Origin of the sequence: uncultured Zoogloea sp. (assembly GCF_937894855.1) — a bacterium.
GTDB lineage: Bacteria > Pseudomonadota > Gammaproteobacteria > Burkholderiales > Rhodocyclaceae > Zoogloea > Zoogloea oryzae.
Genome location: NZ_CALAYQ010000199.1, coordinates 1 through 16622 on the forward strand (window position 1 = coordinate 1; position 16622 = coordinate 16622).

General features: G+C 70.4%; 22 protein-coding genes. 10 read left to right on the forward strand and 12 right to left on the reverse strand.

Annotated elements, in window-relative coordinates:
* Positions 1–152: class I SAM-dependent methyltransferase (locus Q0672_RS21245; protein ID WP_298625709.1), on the forward strand; the 152-nt coding region annotated here is incomplete at its 5' end.
* A 23-nt stretch (positions 153–175) separates the two neighbouring features.
* Complete coding sequence (locus Q0672_RS21250; RefSeq protein WP_298625636.1) at positions 176–745, forward strand: SCP2 sterol-binding domain-containing protein; 570 nt, start codon at positions 176–178, stop codon at positions 743–745.
* Between the two features lie 12 nt (positions 746–757).
* Here the strand turns inward: Q0672_RS21250 and Q0672_RS21255 are convergent, their stop codons facing one another.
* Positions 758–2044 (reverse strand): Glu/Leu/Phe/Val dehydrogenase, encoded by a 1287-nt coding sequence (locus tag Q0672_RS21255; RefSeq protein WP_284189615.1) that lies wholly within the window; start codon positions 2042–2044, stop codon positions 758–760.
* Between the two features lie 302 nt (positions 2045–2346).
* Here Q0672_RS21255 and Q0672_RS21260 point away from each other — a divergent pair, with 302 nt between their 5' ends.
* From Q0672_RS21260 to Q0672_RS21270, 3 genes are read left to right on the forward strand one after another with little or no spacing between them, the layout of a single operon-like run.
* Positions 2347–3603 carry an OmpP1/FadL family transporter gene (locus Q0672_RS21260; protein ID WP_298625640.1) on the forward strand — a complete coding sequence of 419 codons (1257 nt, stop codon included), beginning with the start codon at positions 2347–2349 and terminating at the stop codon, positions 3601–3603.
* 16 nt (positions 3604–3619) lie between these two features.
* A complete protein-coding gene (locus Q0672_RS21265) occupies positions 3620–4072 on the forward strand; it encodes a YeeE/YedE thiosulfate transporter family protein (RefSeq protein ID WP_298625643.1) in 453 nt (150 codons plus the stop codon).
* Positions 4069–4515, forward strand: a complete 447-nt coding sequence (locus Q0672_RS21270; protein WP_228111943.1) for a DUF6691 family protein — start codon at positions 4069–4071, stop codon at positions 4513–4515. The genes Q0672_RS21265 and Q0672_RS21270 overlap by 4 nt, the downstream gene beginning before the upstream one ends.
* A gap of 34 nt (positions 4516–4549) precedes the next feature.
* Here Q0672_RS21270 and Q0672_RS21275 read toward each other — a convergent pair whose 3' ends face one another.
* Both Q0672_RS21275 and Q0672_RS21280 read right to left on the reverse strand, forming a co-directional pair.
* Positions 4550–5308, reverse strand: coding sequence for a LamB/YcsF family protein (locus Q0672_RS21275; RefSeq protein WP_153162554.1), 759 nt, complete (start codon positions 5306–5308; stop codon positions 4550–4552).
* Positions 5305–6366 (reverse strand): biotin-dependent carboxyltransferase family protein, encoded by a 1062-nt coding sequence (locus Q0672_RS21280; RefSeq protein ID WP_298625647.1) that lies wholly within the window; start codon positions 6364–6366, stop codon positions 5305–5307. Before Q0672_RS21280 ends, Q0672_RS21275 begins: the two co-directional genes overlap by 4 nt.
* Before the next feature lie 107 nt (positions 6367–6473).
* Here Q0672_RS21280 and Q0672_RS21285 point away from each other — a divergent pair, with 107 nt between their 5' ends.
* Entirely contained in the window at positions 6474–6914 is a 441-nt protein-coding gene (locus Q0672_RS21285; protein ID WP_228111942.1) for a PEP-CTERM sorting domain-containing protein, read from the forward strand.
* A 3-nt stretch (positions 6915–6917) separates the two neighbouring features.
* Here Q0672_RS21285 and pxpB read toward each other — a convergent pair whose 3' ends face one another.
* On the reverse strand, positions 6918–7613 hold the full coding sequence (pxpB, locus tag Q0672_RS21290) for a 5-oxoprolinase subunit PxpB (protein ID WP_298625651.1): 696 nt from the start codon (positions 7611–7613) through the stop codon (positions 6918–6920).
* A 12-nt stretch (positions 7614–7625) separates the two neighbouring features.
* Positions 7626–8309 (reverse strand): DUF4197 domain-containing protein, encoded by a 684-nt coding sequence (locus Q0672_RS21295; protein WP_153162550.1) that lies wholly within the window; start codon positions 8307–8309, stop codon positions 7626–7628.
* 38 nt (positions 8310–8347) lie between these two features.
* Here Q0672_RS21295 and Q0672_RS21300 point away from each other — a divergent pair, with 38 nt between their 5' ends.
* The 4 genes from Q0672_RS21300 (at position 8348) to Q0672_RS21315 (ending at position 12150) form a co-directional block, all read left to right on the forward strand.
* Positions 8348–8842, forward strand: a complete 495-nt coding sequence (locus tag Q0672_RS21300; RefSeq protein WP_153162549.1) for a peroxiredoxin — start codon at positions 8348–8350, stop codon at positions 8840–8842.
* Complete coding sequence (locus Q0672_RS21305; RefSeq protein ID WP_298625656.1) at positions 8839–10077, forward strand: efflux RND transporter periplasmic adaptor subunit; 1239 nt, start codon at positions 8839–8841, stop codon at positions 10075–10077. The genes Q0672_RS21300 and Q0672_RS21305 overlap by 4 nt, the downstream gene beginning before the upstream one ends.
* A 148-nt stretch (positions 10078–10225) precedes the next feature.
* Positions 10226–11446, forward strand: coding sequence for an FtsX-like permease family protein (locus Q0672_RS21310; protein WP_153162548.1), 1221 nt, complete (start codon positions 10226–10228; stop codon positions 11444–11446).
* Entirely contained in the window at positions 11443–12150 is a 708-nt protein-coding gene (locus tag Q0672_RS21315; protein ID WP_153162547.1) for an ABC transporter ATP-binding protein, read from the forward strand. Before Q0672_RS21310 ends, Q0672_RS21315 begins: the two co-directional genes overlap by 4 nt.
* A gap of 121 nt (positions 12151–12271) precedes the next feature.
* Here Q0672_RS21315 and Q0672_RS21320 read toward each other — a convergent pair whose 3' ends face one another.
* The 7 genes from Q0672_RS21320 to Q0672_RS21350 form a co-directional block, all read right to left on the reverse strand.
* Positions 12272–13558, reverse strand: coding sequence for a sigma-70 family RNA polymerase sigma factor (locus Q0672_RS21320; RefSeq protein ID WP_298625661.1), 1287 nt, complete (start codon positions 13556–13558; stop codon positions 12272–12274).
* Entirely contained in the window at positions 13555–13956 is a 402-nt protein-coding gene (locus tag Q0672_RS21325) for a VOC family protein (protein WP_298625664.1), read from the reverse strand. Before Q0672_RS21325 ends, Q0672_RS21320 begins: the two co-directional genes overlap by 4 nt.
* A 21-nt stretch (positions 13957–13977) precedes the next feature.
* Positions 13978–14325: a GFA family protein gene (locus tag Q0672_RS21330; protein WP_298625667.1), complete on the reverse strand. Its 348-nt coding sequence runs from the start codon at positions 14323–14325 to the stop codon at positions 13978–13980.
* A 15-nt stretch (positions 14326–14340) separates the two neighbouring features.
* Complete coding sequence (locus tag Q0672_RS21335; RefSeq protein WP_298625670.1) at positions 14341–15174, reverse strand: DUF4440 domain-containing protein; 834 nt, start codon at positions 15172–15174, stop codon at positions 14341–14343.
* Between the two features lie 138 nt (positions 15175–15312).
* Positions 15313–15675 carry a YciI family protein gene (locus Q0672_RS21340; RefSeq protein WP_298625673.1) on the reverse strand — a complete coding sequence of 121 codons (363 nt, stop codon included), beginning with the start codon at positions 15673–15675 and terminating at the stop codon, positions 15313–15315.
* A gap of 1 nt (position 15676) precedes the next feature.
* Positions 15677–16138, reverse strand: a complete 462-nt coding sequence (locus Q0672_RS21345) for a VOC family protein (RefSeq protein ID WP_298625676.1) — start codon at positions 16136–16138, stop codon at positions 15677–15679.
* Positions 16139–16162: 24 nt separating this feature from the next.
* Positions 16163–16579: a YciI family protein gene (locus tag Q0672_RS21350; RefSeq protein WP_298625679.1), complete on the reverse strand. Its 417-nt coding sequence runs from the start codon at positions 16577–16579 to the stop codon at positions 16163–16165.
* Positions 16580–16622 lie beyond the last annotated feature (43 nt).

The window sequence follows — 16622 nt, forward strand, 5'->3', positions numbered from 1 at the left end:
CCGACAGCTACCGCTATCTGGCCGAGAGCATCCGCATGCACCCGGACCAGGAATCCCTCAAGACGCTGATGGAAGAGGCTGGCCTCGCCCGCGTCGAATACTTCAACATGACCGCCGGGGTCGTCGCCCTGCACCGCGGCTACAAGCTCTGAGACCTTCCAGCGCAGGACACGAGATGTTTGCTTCGCCCGCCATTGCCGGCCTCAACCACCTGCTCGCCGACGCGCCCTGGGCGCGGGAGCGGCTGGCGCCCTTTGCCGGCCGCACGGCGGTGTTCCACGTCACGCCCTTCGTCCTCAGCCTGGGCATCGACGGCGGCGGCTGCTTCACCGAATCCGCCACGCCCGAGCCCGACGTGACCCTCGAACTCCCGCTCGCTTCGCTGCCCAAGGCCATCGGCGGCACCGACGCGCTGATGGCCGACATCCGCATCAGCGGCAACGCCGACTTTGCCGACGCCCTCGGCTTCGTGCTGCGCAAGCTGCGCTGGGACGGCGAAGAGGCGCTGTCGCGGCTCATCGGCGACATCGCCGCCCACCGGGCCGTGAACACCGCCCGCGACGTGGCCGCCTGGCATCGTCAGGCCGCCCGCAACGTGGTCGAAAACCTCGTCGAATACTTCGGCGAGGAGCAGCCGCTGGTGGTCAAGAAGGCCGCCCTTGAAGATCTGGCGGGCGACACCGCCGCCCTGCGCGACGACCTCGCCCGCCTCGAAAAGCGCCTCAAGAAGCTCGAAACCCGCTAGGCCGCGCCCCGCTCAGGGGTACAGCCCGCGCATCTGGTGGGCGGCGAGCACGCGCTCGCAGCCCAGCACGAAGGCCGCGGTGCGCAGCGCGATGCCCTTGGCCCGGGCCGCATCCCACACGGCCGCAAAGGCTTCGCGCATGATCCGGTCGAGGCGAGCGTTGATCTCCTCCTCGGTCCAGAAGAACGCGCTGATGTCCTGCACCCATTCAAAGTAGCTCACCGTCACCCCGCCGGCGTTGGCCAGCACGTCGGGGATCACCGTGATGCCCCGCTCCTGGAGGATCAGATCGGCCTCCGGGCTGGTCGGGCCGTTGGCCCCTTCGGTGATGAGGCGGGCCCGGATGCGGCCGGCGTTGGCGGTGGTGATCTGGTTCTCCATCGCCGCGGCCACCAGGATGTCGGCGTCCACGCCCCAGAAGTCGGCGTTGTCGATGGGTTCGCTATCGGGGGCGCCGATGAGGGTGTGGTGGGCGAGGCTCCAGACCTTCGCCGCGCGCACGTCCAGCCCGCCCGGGTTGTGGATCGAGCCGGTGGAATCCTGCAGCGCCACCACCTTCGCGCCGGCATCGGCAAACAGCCGCGCCGCCGCTTCGCCCACGTTGCCGAAGCCCTGCACGGCCACCCGCGCGCCGGCGATGCTCATCCCGATGCGCTGGGCTGCCTCGACGGTGGTCACGAACACCCCGCGCCCGGTGGCGTCCTTGCGCCCGAGGCTGCCCCCCAGGCTGACCGGCTTGCCGGTGACGACGCCCATCGCCGTCTTGCCTTCGTTCATCGAGAAGGTGTCCATGATCCACGCCATCACCTGCTCGTTGGTGTTGATGTCCGGCGCCGGGATGTCCTTGTCCTGCCCGAGGAAGATGTTGATCTCACTGGCGTAACGGCGGGTGAGACGCTCCAGTTCGGCCAGCGACAGCGTCTTGGGTTCGACCCGCACGCCGCCCTTGGCGCCGCCGAAGGGCACGTTCACCACCGCGTTCTTCACCGTCATCCACGCCGAAAGGGCCATCACCTCGGCCAGGGTCACGTCCGGGTGGTAGCGGATACCGCCCTTGCCGGGGCCGCGGGCGAGGTTGTGCTGCACCCGATAACCCTCGAAATGTGCCATTTCACCGTTGTCGAGGCGGATCGGAACGTCTACGATCAGCGCCCGCTTCGGCCGGGTGAGGATGGGCGCCAGCGGGCGCAGGTCGGCAGCCAGATGGGGCTCGACCCGGTCGATCTGGACCAGATAGGTTTCCCAGGGCCCCAGATGCTCGGCCGACAGGTAGGACGGGATGTGGGCCACGTTGTCCATGGTTGTGGATCTCCGGCGGGTTGATTGGCGCTGATCGCTGCTCTGTGCTTTGGTTGCGGGCGGCGCCATTTGGTTTCATCAGTCTGGCATGGGGGCGTGTCGCAATACCGCGCCCGTGCAGCTTTAACGGAATTCCTGCAGAACAATTTCGGCTGCTGCTGCAAAACATCGAAGGTTTTATTGGTTCATCCGGCCAAGGGGCGCCGGTAAGGTCTGGCCAAAGGGCTGGCTGCCGGCGGGATGTTCCGGCGCCGGCAGCCGGCTGTTCGATCCCAACATCTCTCCGGATAGGAAAACTCACCATGAAACTCGTAACACCGGCCCTGCTCGTCGGGCTGGCCGTCGTCGGCTGGCCCCTCGCGGCTGCGGCAACCAATGGATATTTCTCCCACGGCTACGGCGTGCGCAGTCAGGGTGTGGCCGGGGTGGGCATCGCCCTACCCCAGGACGGGCTGGCCGCGGCCGCCAATCCGGCCGGCACGGCCTTCGTCGGCAACCGGCTGGATGTGGAGGCCTCGCTGTTCCGTCCTGATCGCGGCGCCTCGATCCACGGCAACGCCTATGGCGCAGATGGCGATTACTCCGCCAACGGCAAGCGCAACTTCTTCATCCCCGGGCTGGGCTACGCGCGGCAGGTGTCGCCGGAGCTGGCGCTGGGGCTGGCGGTGTACGGCAACGGCGGGATGAACACCGACTATGACCGCAACCCGTTTGCGGCCTACGGCGCAACCGGCAAGGCCGGCATCGATCTGGCGCAGCTCTTCGTCACCCCGTCGGTGGCCTTCCGGCCGGCGCCGGGGCATGCCATCGGCGCCGCGGTGACCTTCGCCTACCAGCGCTTCGCGGCGCGGGGCCTGTCGCCTTTCGACAACGCCGCGGTGTCGTCGGCCCCGGGCTCGGTGACCGACCGCGGCCACGACAGCGCCACCGGCTGGGGCCTCAAGCTCGGCTGGATCGGCGAGGTGCTGCCGACCGTGCGGCTGGGCGCGAGCTGGTCGTCGCGCATCCAGATGAGCGAGTTCGACCGCTACAAGGGCTTGTTCGAGGGCCACGGCGGCTTCGACATCCCGGCCTCCTACGGCGTGGGTGTCGCCTGGCAGGCGTCGCCGGCCCTGACCCTGGCGGCCGACTGGCAGCGCATCGAGTACGGCAGCGTCAGATCGGTGGGCAACCCGCTGTCAGTGCTGTTCAGCGGCGGCCAGCTGGGCGCAGACAACGGCGCCGGCTTCGGCTGGAAAGACATCTCGGTGGTCAAGCTGGGGGCCACCTATGCGGTGGATGAGCGCCTCACCCTGCGGGCCGGGGCGAGCCGGGCCCAGCAGCCGGTGCCGTCCAGCCAGACCTTCTTCAACATCCTGGCGCCGGGTGTGGTGCGCAACCACTTCAGCCTGGGCGCCAGCTACCGGCTGGCGGGGGGCGAGCTCAGCGCGGCCTACACCCGGGCGCCGAAGGTCACGGTGTCGGGAGACGGGTCGATCCCGGCCGGCTTTGGCGGCGGTGAGGCCAGCAACCACCTGCGCGAGGACGTGCTGACGGTGGGTTACACATGGGCGCTGTAAGCGGATGGAGATTGGTATGAGCATCGCGTGGACGGCTTTCACGCCTGGCAGCGCCCTGGCCGGCGGCGCGTTGATCGGCCTGGCGGCCAGCGTGCTGTGGCTGGTCAATGGCCGCGTGGCGGGCATCAGCGGCATCCTCGGCGGGCTGCGCTGGCGGCCGGGCGACCGGGGCTGGCGCCTCGCCTTCGTGGCGGGCCTGCTGGCGGCGCCGGCGGTGCTCGGCTGGGTGGCGCCCGGTATCGGCGAGTTTGCGCCGGCCGGGCAGGGCAGCGCAGAGGTGATCCGGCTGTTCGTGGCCGGGCTGCTGGTGGGCGTCGGCACGCGGCTCGCCAACGGCTGCACCAGCGGCCACGGGGTGTGCGGCCTCGCCCGGCTGTCGCCGCGCTCGCTGGCGGCGGTGGCGGTGTTCATGGGCACGGCCTTTGCGGTGGTGTTCATCGCCCGCCACCTCATCGGGGTCGGGCTGTGAGCGCCCCGGCGGCTTCCGGCCGCAATCCCCTGATCCCGCTGGCGGGGGCGCTCGTCGCCGGGCTCATCTTCGGCGTCGGCCTCATCGTGGCGGGCATGAGCAATCCGGCCAAGGTGCTGGGCTTTCTCGATCTGGCCGGGGCCTGGGACCCGTCCCTCGCGCTGGTGATGGTGGGCGGCATCGGCGTTGCGCGCCTCGGCCTGCTCCTTGGCCGGCGTACCCGGCGCAGCGCATCGGGCGAGCCCTTCCACGCATCGGGCCACCGGCCGGTGAATCGGCGCCTGCTGGTGGGCAGCGCGCTGTTCGGCATCGGCTGGGGGCTGGCAGGTTACTGCCCCGGCCCGGCAGTGGTGGCCGTCGGTGCCGGCAGCCTGGCGGCGCTGCCGCTGGTTGCGGGCATGCTGATCGGGCTGTGGGTGCGCGGCCCCCGAAAGGCAGACTGACCCGTGACGACGGGCCAGCGGCCCGACTGAGGGCCTACAGCGGCGCCGGCTGATAGCCGCGGCGGATCAGTTCGTCGTGCAGATGGCGGGCGGTGGCCACCGCGTCGGGGCCGTCGCCGTGCACGCAGATCGAGCCGATGGGCGTGGGCAGGCGCTTGCCATTCACAGAGATCAGCGCCTGCTCGTCGAGCATGGCCGAGACGTGGGCGAGGGACGCGGCGGCGCCGTGGATCATCGCCTCGGGCCGGCTGCGCGGCACCAGGTTGCCGTCGTCCAGATAGGCCCGGTCGGCAAAGATTTCGGCCACCACCGGCAGGCCGGCGGCCTCGCCCGCCTTGTAGAGCTCGGACAGCGCCGGGGCGAGGAGGATCAGCGCCGGGTTGTAGGCCTTGATGGCACTGGCGACGGTGCGGGCCAGCGCGGCATCGGCGCAGGCCATGTTCGACAGGGCGCCGTGGGGTTTCACGTGGCGCAGGGCCAGCCCCTCGACCCGCGCCATGCCGTCGAGGGCGGCCAGCTGGTAGAGGATGATCGCCTCCAGCTCGGCGGGCGGGATCGTCATCGGGCGGCGCCCGAAACCCTGCAGATCCGGAAACGCCACGTGGGCGCCGATGCCGGTGCCGGCGGCCTTGGCGAGTTGCAGGGTGCGGCGCATCACCAGCGGGTCGCCGGCATGAAAGCCGCAGGCGATGTTGGCGCTGTCGATGATGGCGAGCAGCTCGGCGTCGCTGCCCATCGTCCAGGCGCCGAAGCTCTCGCCCAGATCGGCGTTGAGGTTGAGTGTGCGGGTCATGGGGTGGGGTTTGCGGTGAAGGGTTGGGGGGCGATGTCGTCTTCGTCGCCACGGATCGCCGCGCCGGCCAGGTTGGCGGCGAGGAGGGCGGCGCTGTCGGTGCCGGCCGTGCCCCGGGGGCGCAGGGCGGCGATCCATTCTGCCAGTCGGTGGGCCGCGTCGGCGCGGGCGGCGGCCGCTTCGGCGGCATCCACAAACCGGAAGCGCAGGCCATCGCCCGGCTGCAGGTGGGCGAGGCGTGGCAGATCGGCGCGGATCACCACCGCCAGCTTGGGATAGCCGCCCACCGTCTGGCAGTCGGCCAGCAGCACGATGGCGCGGCCGTCGGCGGGCACCTGGATCGTGCCGGGGGTGACGCCGTCCGAGACGATGTCGGCGCCCCGCGCGTTGTGGGCGAGCGGCGGCCCGGCAAGGCGCAGGCCCATCCGGTCGCGCTCGGGGGTGAGGGTGAAGGTTTCGCTGGCGAAGGCCTCGCGCACGGCGGCGTCGAAGTGGTCGATCTGCGGCCCGGCGATCACCCGGATCGGCCCGTCCGGATGGGTCAGCGGCGCCGGTGCGGCCCATTCGGTGGCGTCGCCGGTGAAGGGAGCGCAGGGCAGGAACGCGGGCGGCAGCCCCAGCCCGGCGCGGGTATACGTGGCGCGGCTGCCCAGCTGGGGCGGGGTGAGGATGCCGCCCTCCACCGCCAGGTAGCCCACGCCCCGCGGGCTGCCCACCTGCAACCGCTCGCCGTCCTGCAGGGTGACCGTCGACCACGCCGCCACCGGCCGGCGTTCGCCCGCGGCGTCGATGTGCCGGGCGTCCATCTCGCCCGCCAGCGCCACGCGCACCGGCCCGCCCGTGGCCCGCAGCAGCGGCCCGGCGAGCAGGACTTCCAGCCCGGCGGCATCCGGCGGATTGCCGGCCAGCGCGTTGGCGGCGGCGAGGAACAGCGGATCAAGGGCGCCGGAAACCGGCACGCCGATGCTGCGATGGCCCACGCGGCCGCGGTCCTGGATCGACACGCCGAGGCCGGGGGATTCGAGGTGGAGCGTAGTCGGGTGCTTGCTGCAATTCACAGTTGTTTTGGGCGGTCAGAATTCTGAATGACTACGCTGCAAGTAGGGGTATCGAACCCCTTCGGCCGGAAAACGCCTGCCGAATGACATTCAGGGAGATACAAATCATGATGAAGCAACTTGCCGCGGCGGTGTCGCTGGCGCTGGCGACGACCGCTGCCAGCGCCGGCCCCACCTTGACGAACGTCAGCTACGCCGAGAGCGGCAACAATGTGACGGTCACGTTTTCGGTGACGGACCTCAACCCGACGGCGTTCAGCCACCTGCCGATCAAACTGTATCTGACGCTGTACGAAGAGGACATCCTCTTCGATGATTTCCTGGGCACGGTGACCACGATCCTCACCGACTCGAATGCCAGCGCGCTGAGTGGTGGCGGCTTCGAGTCGCTCCCGATCACGCTGACCTTCATCAACGCTTCCGACGCCTTCACCGGCTGGGGCAACGACTACCTCCTGAAGATCACCGCGATCCCCGAGCCGGGCACCCTCGCGCTCGCCGGGCTTGGGCTGGCCGGGCTGTTGCGTCGCCGCCGGCTGGGTGTCTGAGCGTCAGCAGGCCACGGCGTCGCGCCCCACCGCCTGCCAGCGCACCCGGTCGCCCGCGGCCAGCAGGGCCGGGCGATCGGGATTGTCGGGGTTGAACAGGCGGGTGGCGGTGCGGCCGACGAGGCGCCAGCCGCCGGGGCTGTCCCACGGATAGACCGCCGCCATCCGCCCCGCGATGGCTACCGAGCCGGCCGGCACCTTGAGGCGGGGCGTGGCGAGGCGGGGCATCTCGAGGGGCGCGGGCAGGCCGCCCATGTACGGAAAACCGGGCAGGAAGCCCAGCATGTAAACCTTGAATTCGGTGGCGCAGAGAAGCTCGATCACCGCCTCGCGGGTGAGCCCGCTGGCGGCGGCCACGTCGGCGAGATCGGGTGCGCAGTCGGCGTCGAAGCACACCGGCAGCGTCCAGGTGGTGCCGCTGGCGCTGGCTTCGTGGCCTTCACGGGCGAGGGCCAGCAGGTCGGCTTCGAGTTGCGCGGCATCGACCCGATCCGGGTCGAAATGGATCGTCACCGAGCGGAAGGTGGGCACCCATTCGACGATGCCCGGATGGCGTTCGGCCAGGGCCGGCAGCGCCCCGGCAAAGCCCAGCACCCGGGCGTGGATGGGGTCGGCGATGGCCGAGCCGAACTCGACGGTGAGCGCCGCGTCGCCCAGCGGCAGCAGGCGGACGGGCGACGGTGGCGCGGCGTCGGGCATGGCCCCTGCGGCTTACTGGCCGAGCGCGCCGAAGGCCTTCTTGGCGAGGTTGCCGGCGGCGCCGACCGGATCCTTGCGGATGGCCTTTTCTTCTTCGGCGATCATCAGGTAGAGGCCGTCCAGCGCCTTGCGGGTCACGTAGTTCTCGATCTTCAGGTCGTCGCCCTTGCCGAGGCCAAACGCGCCGGCCTTGCCGGCGAGCTTGTTGTACTGCTCGGCCAGGGCCAGCTTGCTGGTGGTCTCGCGCACCGTGGGCAGGAAGGATTCGGTGAGCTGGGCGGAGGTCTTCTCGCGGAAATACTGGGTGGCGGCATCGTCGCCGCCGGAGAGGATCTTCTTGGCGTCCTCGACGCTCATCTTCTTCACCGCATCCACCAGCAGCGCCTTGGCCTTGGGCACGGCCTGCTCGGCGGCGCGGTTCATGTTGTTGATGAGGGCGTCCAGATCCTTGCCGCGGCCCATGGCGCGCAGGCCGGCCTCCAGGGGCGCGAGGCTATCGGGCAGGCCGATCTTCACTTTCGGGTTGTTGAGGAAACCGCCGTCGGCGCCCAGTTGTCCAACGGCCTTGCCGGCACCCTGCACGAGGGCCTCCTTGAGTCCGCCCGAGGCGTCCTTGTCGGTGAGGTCGGCCAGGCTCAGCGCCCAGGCCTGGGAACAGATGACAAGCAGCACCAAAGCTCTCAGAATCGCACGCATCGCAAAACCTCCTCTAAGCCGAACGCGGTAACAAAAAGATGTTTCTCAAGGCTATCACGCGCCTCGTCGCCCCTGTGCTGCTCGTTGCATTCCTTGACGGATGCAGCCAGCCCGCCACCCCCGACGTGCGCTTCACGACCCTCGACGGCCAGACCACCCCGCTCTCCGCCCTGCGCGGCAAGGTGGTGCTGGTGAACTTCTGGGCTACCACCTGCACCACCTGCGTGGCCGAGATGCCGCAGCTGGTCGACACCTACAACAAGTTCGCCCCGCGGGGCTTCGAGACCGTCGCCGTGGCTATGAGCTACGACCCGGCCGATTACGTGCGCAACTACGCCACCAAGAACGCCCTGCCCTTCAAGGTCGCCCTCGACACCGACGGTTCCGCTGCAAAGGGCTTCGAGGACGTGCGCCTCACGCCCACCACCTTCCTCATCGACAAGCAGGGGCGGGTGGTCCAGAAGTACCTAGGTGCGCCGGACTTTCCCAAGCTCCACGCCCTGCTCGACAAACTGCTGGCCGACCCGGCGTGAAGGCCCGCGGCCTGATGCTGGCGCTGGCCGCGGCCGGCGCCATTGCCGCGGCGGTGCTGTGGCCCCGCGGGCGTGACGTGGATGTGGCGGTGGTGAAAACCGCGCCGCTCACCCAGTCGGTGGTCGCCACCGGACGCATCGCCACGCCAGCGCGGATCGCCATCGGCAGCCCGATCGCCGCCACGGTGCTCGAGATCACCGTCCGCGAAGGCGACGTGGTGGCCCCCGGCCAGGTGCTGGCCCGGCTGCGCGCCGACGATGCCGCCGCGCTGGTCGCCCAGGCCGAGGCCGCCCGCGTCGAGGCCGAGGCGCGCCTCACCCAGGTGGAGAAACTCGGCCAGCCGGTGGCCGCCCAACAGCTCGCCCAGGCCGAAGCCAACCTGAAGGTCGCCAACGCCGAGGCCGAGCGCGCCCGCCGCCTCGTCGCCCAGGGCTTCTATGCCCAGTCCAAGGTGGACGACGCCCTGCGCAACGCCGCTAATGCCGCCACCGCTGTGGATGCCGCCCGCGCCCAGCTGGCCGCCCAGGTGCCCGGCGGCACCGAGCGCGAAGCCGCCCGGGCGCGCGTCGACCAGGCCCGCGCCCAGCTCGCCAACGCCAGGGCCCGCGCCGCGCTGCTCACCCTCACCGCCCCGTCAGCCGGCACTGTGCTCACCCGCAAGGCCGAGCCGGGCGACGTGGCCGCCGCCGGAAAGGTGCTGCTGGAGCTCGCCGACGCCGGCGAGACGCGCATCTACGCCACGGTGGACGAGAAGAACCTGCGCTTCCTGAAGATCGGCCAGAAGGCCGGCGGCGTGGCCGATGCCTTCCCCGGCCAGCCCTTCGATGCCGAGCTGTACTACCTCGCCCCGGCGGTGGACCCCCAGCGCGGCACGGTGGAGATCCGCTTCCGGGTCGGCAAGCCGCCGGCCTTCCTGCGGCCCGACATGACTGTGTCCGTCGAGACGGTGACCGGCCACAAGGATTCCACCCTCGTGCTGCCCGCCGAGGCGGTGCGCGAGGCCGACAGCCCGCGCCCGTGGGTGCTGGCGGTGCGCGACGGCGTCGCCACCCGGGTGGACGTGGGCATCGGCCTTGCCGGCATCGGTCAGGTGGAGATCACCTCCGGCCTTGCCGATGGCGATCAGGCCATCCTGCCGGCCTCCGGCGCGCTGGAAGGCGACAAGGTGCGCGTGCGCCCGCCCAGGAAACCCAAGGTCGGCGGCCTGCAGGTTCCGCAAGGGATGACCAAGTGACGGGATGTGCCGCATCCGCAGGCCAGCCTTTAGGTCGGACTTCAGTCCTACATCTGCCTCACGACGCGATTGGCTTTGCAGGTGGGTCGGCGTGGCGGTGTTGTCGGACTGAAGTCCGACCTACAGGGTTGTTGGGCGTGGTCGCGCGATGAAGTTCCGCCTGCCCTTTGCCCCGATGGTCGCCCTGCGCTTCCTGCGCGAGGGGCGGATGCAGACCCTGCTGATCCTCGCCGGCACCACCGGTGGGGTGGCGGTGATCGTCTTCCTCACCCAGCTCATCACCCAGCTCCAGGCGCAGATCGTCGACCGGGTGCTGGGCAGCCAGGCCCACGTGGTGATCCGCCCCCTCGAAGAAGCCAACCGCCGCGCCATCGACGCCGACGGCTACGCCACGGTGATCGAACCCCGCGCCCAGCGCCTGCGCTCGGTGGATCAGTGGGAGAACATCGCCCGGCTGGCGGCGGGGATGGAGGGCGTCACCGCGGTGTCGCCGGTGGCCACCGGGCCGGCATTTGCGGTGCGCGGCCAGGCCAACAAGTCGGTGGCGCTGATGGGCGTGGACGCCGAGCGCTACCGGCGCATCGTGCGCATGGAGGAATACATGGTCGCCGGCCGCTTTGCGGTGGATGGCCCGCGGGCGGTGATCGGCAGCGAGCTCGCCAAGGATCTGGGCATCGGGCTCGAGGACAAGCTGCGGGTGATGCTGCCCAACGGCCGCGACGAGCTGCTGGTGGTGGGCGGCGTGTTCGACATCGGCAACAAGGATCTCAACCGGCGCTGGGTGTTCGTCACCCTGCCGCTGGCCCAGAGCCTGCTCGACCTGCCCGGCGGCATCTCCAACCTGGATCTCACCGTGGCCGACATCTTCGAGGCCCAGGCCGTCGCCGACCGCCTGCGCGCCGCCACCAACCTCACCGTGGATAGCTGGATGACCACCAACGCCCAGCTGCTCGCCGCGCTGCGCAACCAGACGGTGTCCAACAACCTGATCCGCAGCTTCGTGACCATCATCGTGGCGCTGGGCATCGCCAGCGTGCTGGTGGTGAGCGTGGTGCAGAAGCAGAAGGAGATCGGCATCCTGCGGGCGATGGGCGCCAGCCGCTCGGCGATCCTGCAGGTCTTCCTGATCCAGGGCGCGCTGGTGGGGGCGGTGGGCTCGGTGGTGGGCAGCCTGCTGGCCTTCACGCTGCTTCAGGTGTTCTCCCGCATCTACCGCAACGCCGACGGCTCGCCGTTGTTCTCGGCCCAGCTCGAACCCCGCTTCATCGCGATGGCAGCCCTGGTGGCGACCGTCGTCGGCCTCGCCTCCGCCCTCATCCCCGCCCGCCGCGCCTCGCGGATGGACCCGGTGCAGGCGATCCGCTCATGAGCGCCATTGCCCCCGTCATCCAGCTCGCCGGCCTCACCAAGGCCTACAACGTCGGCACGCCGGTCGAGACCGAGGTGCTCCACGGCATCGACTTTGCGCTGGCCGAGGGCGAGTTTGCCGCGCTGATCGGGCCGTCGGGCTCGGGCAAGAGCACGCTGCTCAACATCATCGGGCTGCTGGAGCGGCCAACCGGCGGGCGGCTGTCCATCGCCGGGCGCGACACCGCCACGCTCTCCGAAGCCGAGATCACCCAGCTTCGCGGGCGCAGCATCGGCTTCGTGTTCCAGTTTCACCATCTGCTGCCGGCCTTCAGCGCGCTGGAGAACGTGATGATGCCCACCATCATCGCCCGCGGCCGGCCCGACGACGAGGCCGAGGCCACCGCGCTGCAACTGCTCGACGCGGTGGGCCTTAAGGCCCACGCCCGCAAGAAGCCGGCCGAGCTCTCCGGCGGCCAGCAGCAGCGGGTCGCCATCGCCCGGGCGCTGGCCCTCAAGCCGCGGCTGATCCTCGCCGACGAGCCCACCGGCAACCTCGACACCCACACCGCCGACGAGATCTTCGCGCTGCTGCGCGAGTTCAACCGCCAGGCCAATTGCGCCTGCCTGATCGTCACCCACGACCCCCGCCTCGCCGCCCGCTGCGACCGCATCGTGCGGCTGGTGGATGGGCGCATCGCCGAAGACGGCCCGGCGGGTGGGTAAGGTCCTGCTTCTGTAGGTTGTCCTGTAGGTCGGACTTCAGTCCGACAACACGGGTTGATCAGAGGAGATTCGCCAGGCAGGGGATGTCGGACTGAAGTCCGACCTACAGGGGTGGTTGGGCTCAGCCTCCCAGCGCCTCTGCCGCCCTTCGCAGCATCACCGCCCGTTCGCCGGCGTTGTGGGTGAGGCGGGCGGCTTCTTCAAAAGCCACTGCGGCTTCTGCGCCGCGGCCGAGCTGGGCGAGCAGATCCCCGCGCACCGCGTGGCGCAGGTGGTAGCGGGCGAGGACCGGTTCGCTGGCGAGCTCATCCACCAGCTCCAGCGCGGCCTCGGGTCCGTAGGCGCGGGCCACCGCCACCGCCCGGTTGAGGCGCACCACCGGCGACGGGACGATCTGCGCCAGCGCGTCGTACAACCCCACGATGCGCGCCCAGTCGGTGTCCTCCACCCGCGGCGCGCGGGCGTGGCAGGCGGCGATGGCGGCCTGCAGGGCGTAGGGGCCCAGGTGGCCCGCGTGGCTGGCGAGGGCTTCGGCGCGGGCGAGGGCGTCCAGCCCGCGGCGGATCAGCAGGCGATCCCAGCGCCGGCGGTCCTGGTCGGCCAGCAGCACCGGCTGGCCGTCGGGCGCCACCCGGGCGGCGAGGCGCGAGGCCTGGATCTCCATCAGCGCCACCAGCCCCAGCACCTCGCCGTCGTCGGGCATCAGCCCGGCCAGCACGCGGCCCAGGCGCAGGGCTTCGCTGCACAGGGCCGGGCGCATCCAGTCGGCGCCGGCGGTGGCCACGTAGCCTTCGTTGAAGATCAGGTAGATCACCTCCAGCACCGATGCCAGCCGCGCCTGTCGCTCGGCGCCCCGGGGAACCTCGAAAGGCACCCGGGCGGCGGCGAGGGTGCGCTTGGCGCGGACGATGCGCTGGGCGATGGTGGCCTCGGGCTTGAGGTAGGCGCGGGCGATCTCGTCGGTGGTGAGGCCGCCCATCACCCGCAGGGTGAGCGCCGAGCGGGCCTCGGGCGGGAGCAGCGGATGGCAGGCGGTGAAGATGAGGCGCAGCAGGTCGTCGCCGATGTCGTCGTCGAGGCGGGCGTCGATGGCTTCAAGCTGCGCTTCGCTGGTGAGCGCGTGCTGGAAATCCAGCTCGGCGCCGATCTCGCCGGCCTTGCCGGCGGCGAGGGCGGCGTGGCGCAGGTGATCCAGCGCCCGGTGGCGGGTGGCGGTCATCAGCCAGGCGGCGGGGTTGGCGGGCACGCCGCCCTCGGGCCAGGTTTCGAGGGCGGCCACCAGCGCGTCCTGGGCAAGATCCTCGGCGAGGCCCACGTCGCGCACCAGCCGCGCCGCCCGGCCGATCACCCGGGCGGCCTCGAGATGCCAGATGGCCTCGATGGCCCGGCGGGTGTCGGCCTCGCTCACTGGGCCGGCGGCGGGGTGAAGTGGACCAGCTCCCAGATGTGGCCGTCCGGGTCGGCAAAGGCGTGGCCGTACATGAAGCCGTGGTCCTCCGGCGCCTTCCAGGTGGTGCCGCCGTGGGCCAGCGCCGTGGCCACCATGTCATCCACCACCTGGCGGCTGGGCAGCGACAGGCAGTTGAGCACCTCGGTGGTGGTGTGGGCGTCGCTCACCGGCTTGGGGGTGAAGGTGGCGAGGCGGTCCGCCACCATGATCATCAGGCAGTGCTTCTCGCCCAGCACCACGCAGGCGGCGGTGTCGTCGGTCCATTGGGGATTGATGGTGAAGCCCAGCGCGGTGAAGAACGCGATGCTGCGCGGCAGGTCCGCCACCGGCAGGTTGATGAAGAGCTGGTCGACCATGGTGGCCTCCGTTGGCAGGGGTTACATCGAGCGGCCGTCGAAGTGGCGCACCGGCAGCGCGGCCAGGTCGACGCCATCCAGGCAGCGCACGTTGATGGCGCTCATCGGCGTGCCGTCGGGCATGCTGCCTTCGCCCAGCGGGTGGATCCCGCATTCGGGGCAGAAGCGGTGCTTGATGCGCGCCGGGCCGAAGGTGTAGGTCTTGAGGTTGGCGTCGGGCGTCAGCATCTTTACCGCGCCCCGAGGCACGAACCACAGCAGCGCGCCCTTTCGCTGGCAGATCGAGCAGTTGCAGTCGATCACCTCTTTCAGTTCGCCTTCCACCTCGAAGGCGACCTTGCCGCAGTGGCAGCTTCCTGTGTAGCGCATGGTTTTCTCCCGGGGTCAGGCCATCGAGTGCAGGCCGATGAGATTGCCCTCGCTGTCCTTCACGATGGCGATGTGGCCGTAGGCGCCGATGGAGAACTTGGGCTTGACCACCTCGCCGCCATGCCGGGCTGCCAGATCGGCCTGCTCCGAACAGTCGGCACAGCTGAAGTAAACCAGCACGCTGTTGCCGCCGCCGCCCGGCCCGAAGCCGTCCATCTTGGCCAGCGCGCCGCCGGCGCCCGAACCGATGGACTGCATCGGGAAGGCCCACAGGTCGATGGGGCTCTCCAGCCGGGTGAATTCAAAACCGAACACCGCGCTGTAGAAGGCCTTCGCCCGGTCCATGTCGGCCACGTAGATCTCGAACCAGCCCACCGGGTTGGCGCCGCCGCCGCAGCTTTCGGGGGCGGCATCCAGCGCGGCCTGGGCGTCGGGGGTGAGCACGGTGCGCTCGGTGTAGGGGTTGAAGGGGGCGGAGCAGTGGTCGTGGATGATCAGCCAGCGGCCGTCCGGCTGCTTCTGCCACACCGTGGAGCTGCGGAACCAGTGGCGCCCGGCCGGGTGGCCCGGCGGCAGCTGGGTGAAGTGCCACAGGCAGTGGGCGGTGGCGAGCTCGGCGCCGACGGTGACGGCGAGGTTGCGCGTCTCGATGGCGGTGTCGTCGGGAAAGTAGGGCAGGCAGCCGATGATCTTCTGGCGCATCCCGGCCACGTCGTCGACGAAGGGCGGGATGGCGTCGAACAGCACCGCGCCGGGGGCGTAGAGGGCCATCAGGGCGTCCACGTCCTTGCGGCAGAAGGCCTGCTGCCATTCGGTAAGGCTGGCGCGGATGAGGGATTCGTCGTTCATGGCGGGGTCCTTGGGGCAATGGAAGGTTCTAAGGGCGGCCTGCACCGTGCAACAGACCTGCAGGTCGGACTTCAGTCCGACATCGTGGCCTGATCCGGCAGTCGTGTCGGACTGAAGTCCGACCTACAGGCCGGGTGTTTACAGCACGTGGCAGGGCGCGCATTCGCGCACTTCGACGGTGGCGAAATCCACCGCCGGGCATTGTCGGGCGATGGCCACGGCTTCGTCGCGGGTGGCCACGTCCAGCAGGTAGAAGCCGCCCACCATCTCCTTGGCTTCGGCGAAGGGGCCGTCCACCAGCGCCAGGGCGGCCGCCGGGGCGCTGCGACGGATGCGCACCGCGTGCTCGTCGGGGCGCAGGGATTCGGCGCGGATCAGCACGCCGCGTTCGGCCAGCCCGGCGCCGAAGGCCATCATCGCGTCGTAGCGGCGGTGGGCCTCGGCGCTGGGGGTGGCGGCGCGCTGGCCGCGGAGCTCAACGATCAGCAGCATGAAGGGCATGTCACTGGCCTCCGCAGGCGGCCTTGAAGCCTTCGGTGATCTGCTCGGGGGTGAGATCGCGGACGTGGGTGGCGACCGACCAGTGGTGGCCGAAGGGATCAAGCAGCCGGCCGTAGCGGTCGCCCCAGAACATGTCCGCCACCGGCATGGTCACGGTGGCGCCGGCGGCCACGGCCTGGGCCACCGTGGCGTCCACATCGGCCACGTAGAGGTGCAGCGTCACCGCCGAGCCGCCCAGGGCCAGCGGGCCCTGGCAGCCCTGCTCGGGGAACTCATCCACCAGCATCACCGGCGCGCCACCGATGGTGATGAGGGCGTGCATCAGCCGCCCGTCCGGGGCGGGCAGGCGGGCACAGTCCACCGCGCCGAAGGCCTGTTTGTAGAACTCGATGGCGGCCGCCGCGTTGCGGCACACCAGGTGGGGCGTGACGGCGGTCATGCCGGGGGGGATGGCTTGGGTCATGGCAGTCTCCGTTGGGGGGCCGGCTCATTCGGGCAGGCCGATGGTCTTGAAGCGCTCGATGGCATCGGACGGGGCAAAGTCTTCCAGCTCGTACAGGGGGCGCACCTCGATCTCGGTGGCGATGCCCTCGCCCGCCGGGTTGGGGTAGCGCCGGCTCCACTCCAGCGCCTCCTCGCGGCTGCGAACCTGGATGAGGGTGTAGCCGGCGATGAGCTCCTTGGTCTCGGCAAACGGCCCGTCGATCACGCTGCGCGTGCTTCCATCGTAGCGGATGCGCCAGCCCTGTGAACTGGGCTTGAGCCCGGAGGCATCGAGCAGCACGCCGGCCCGGGCGAGCTCCTCGTGGTAGGCCGCCATGGCCGCCAGCAGCGCCTCGTCCGGCGCCGGAATGACTTCGGCCTCGCTCTCGGCGGTGGCCTTCACGATGATCATGAATCGCATGGGGTTCTCCTCAACTGCGCCGCGGAGTGCGGCTTCATCACCA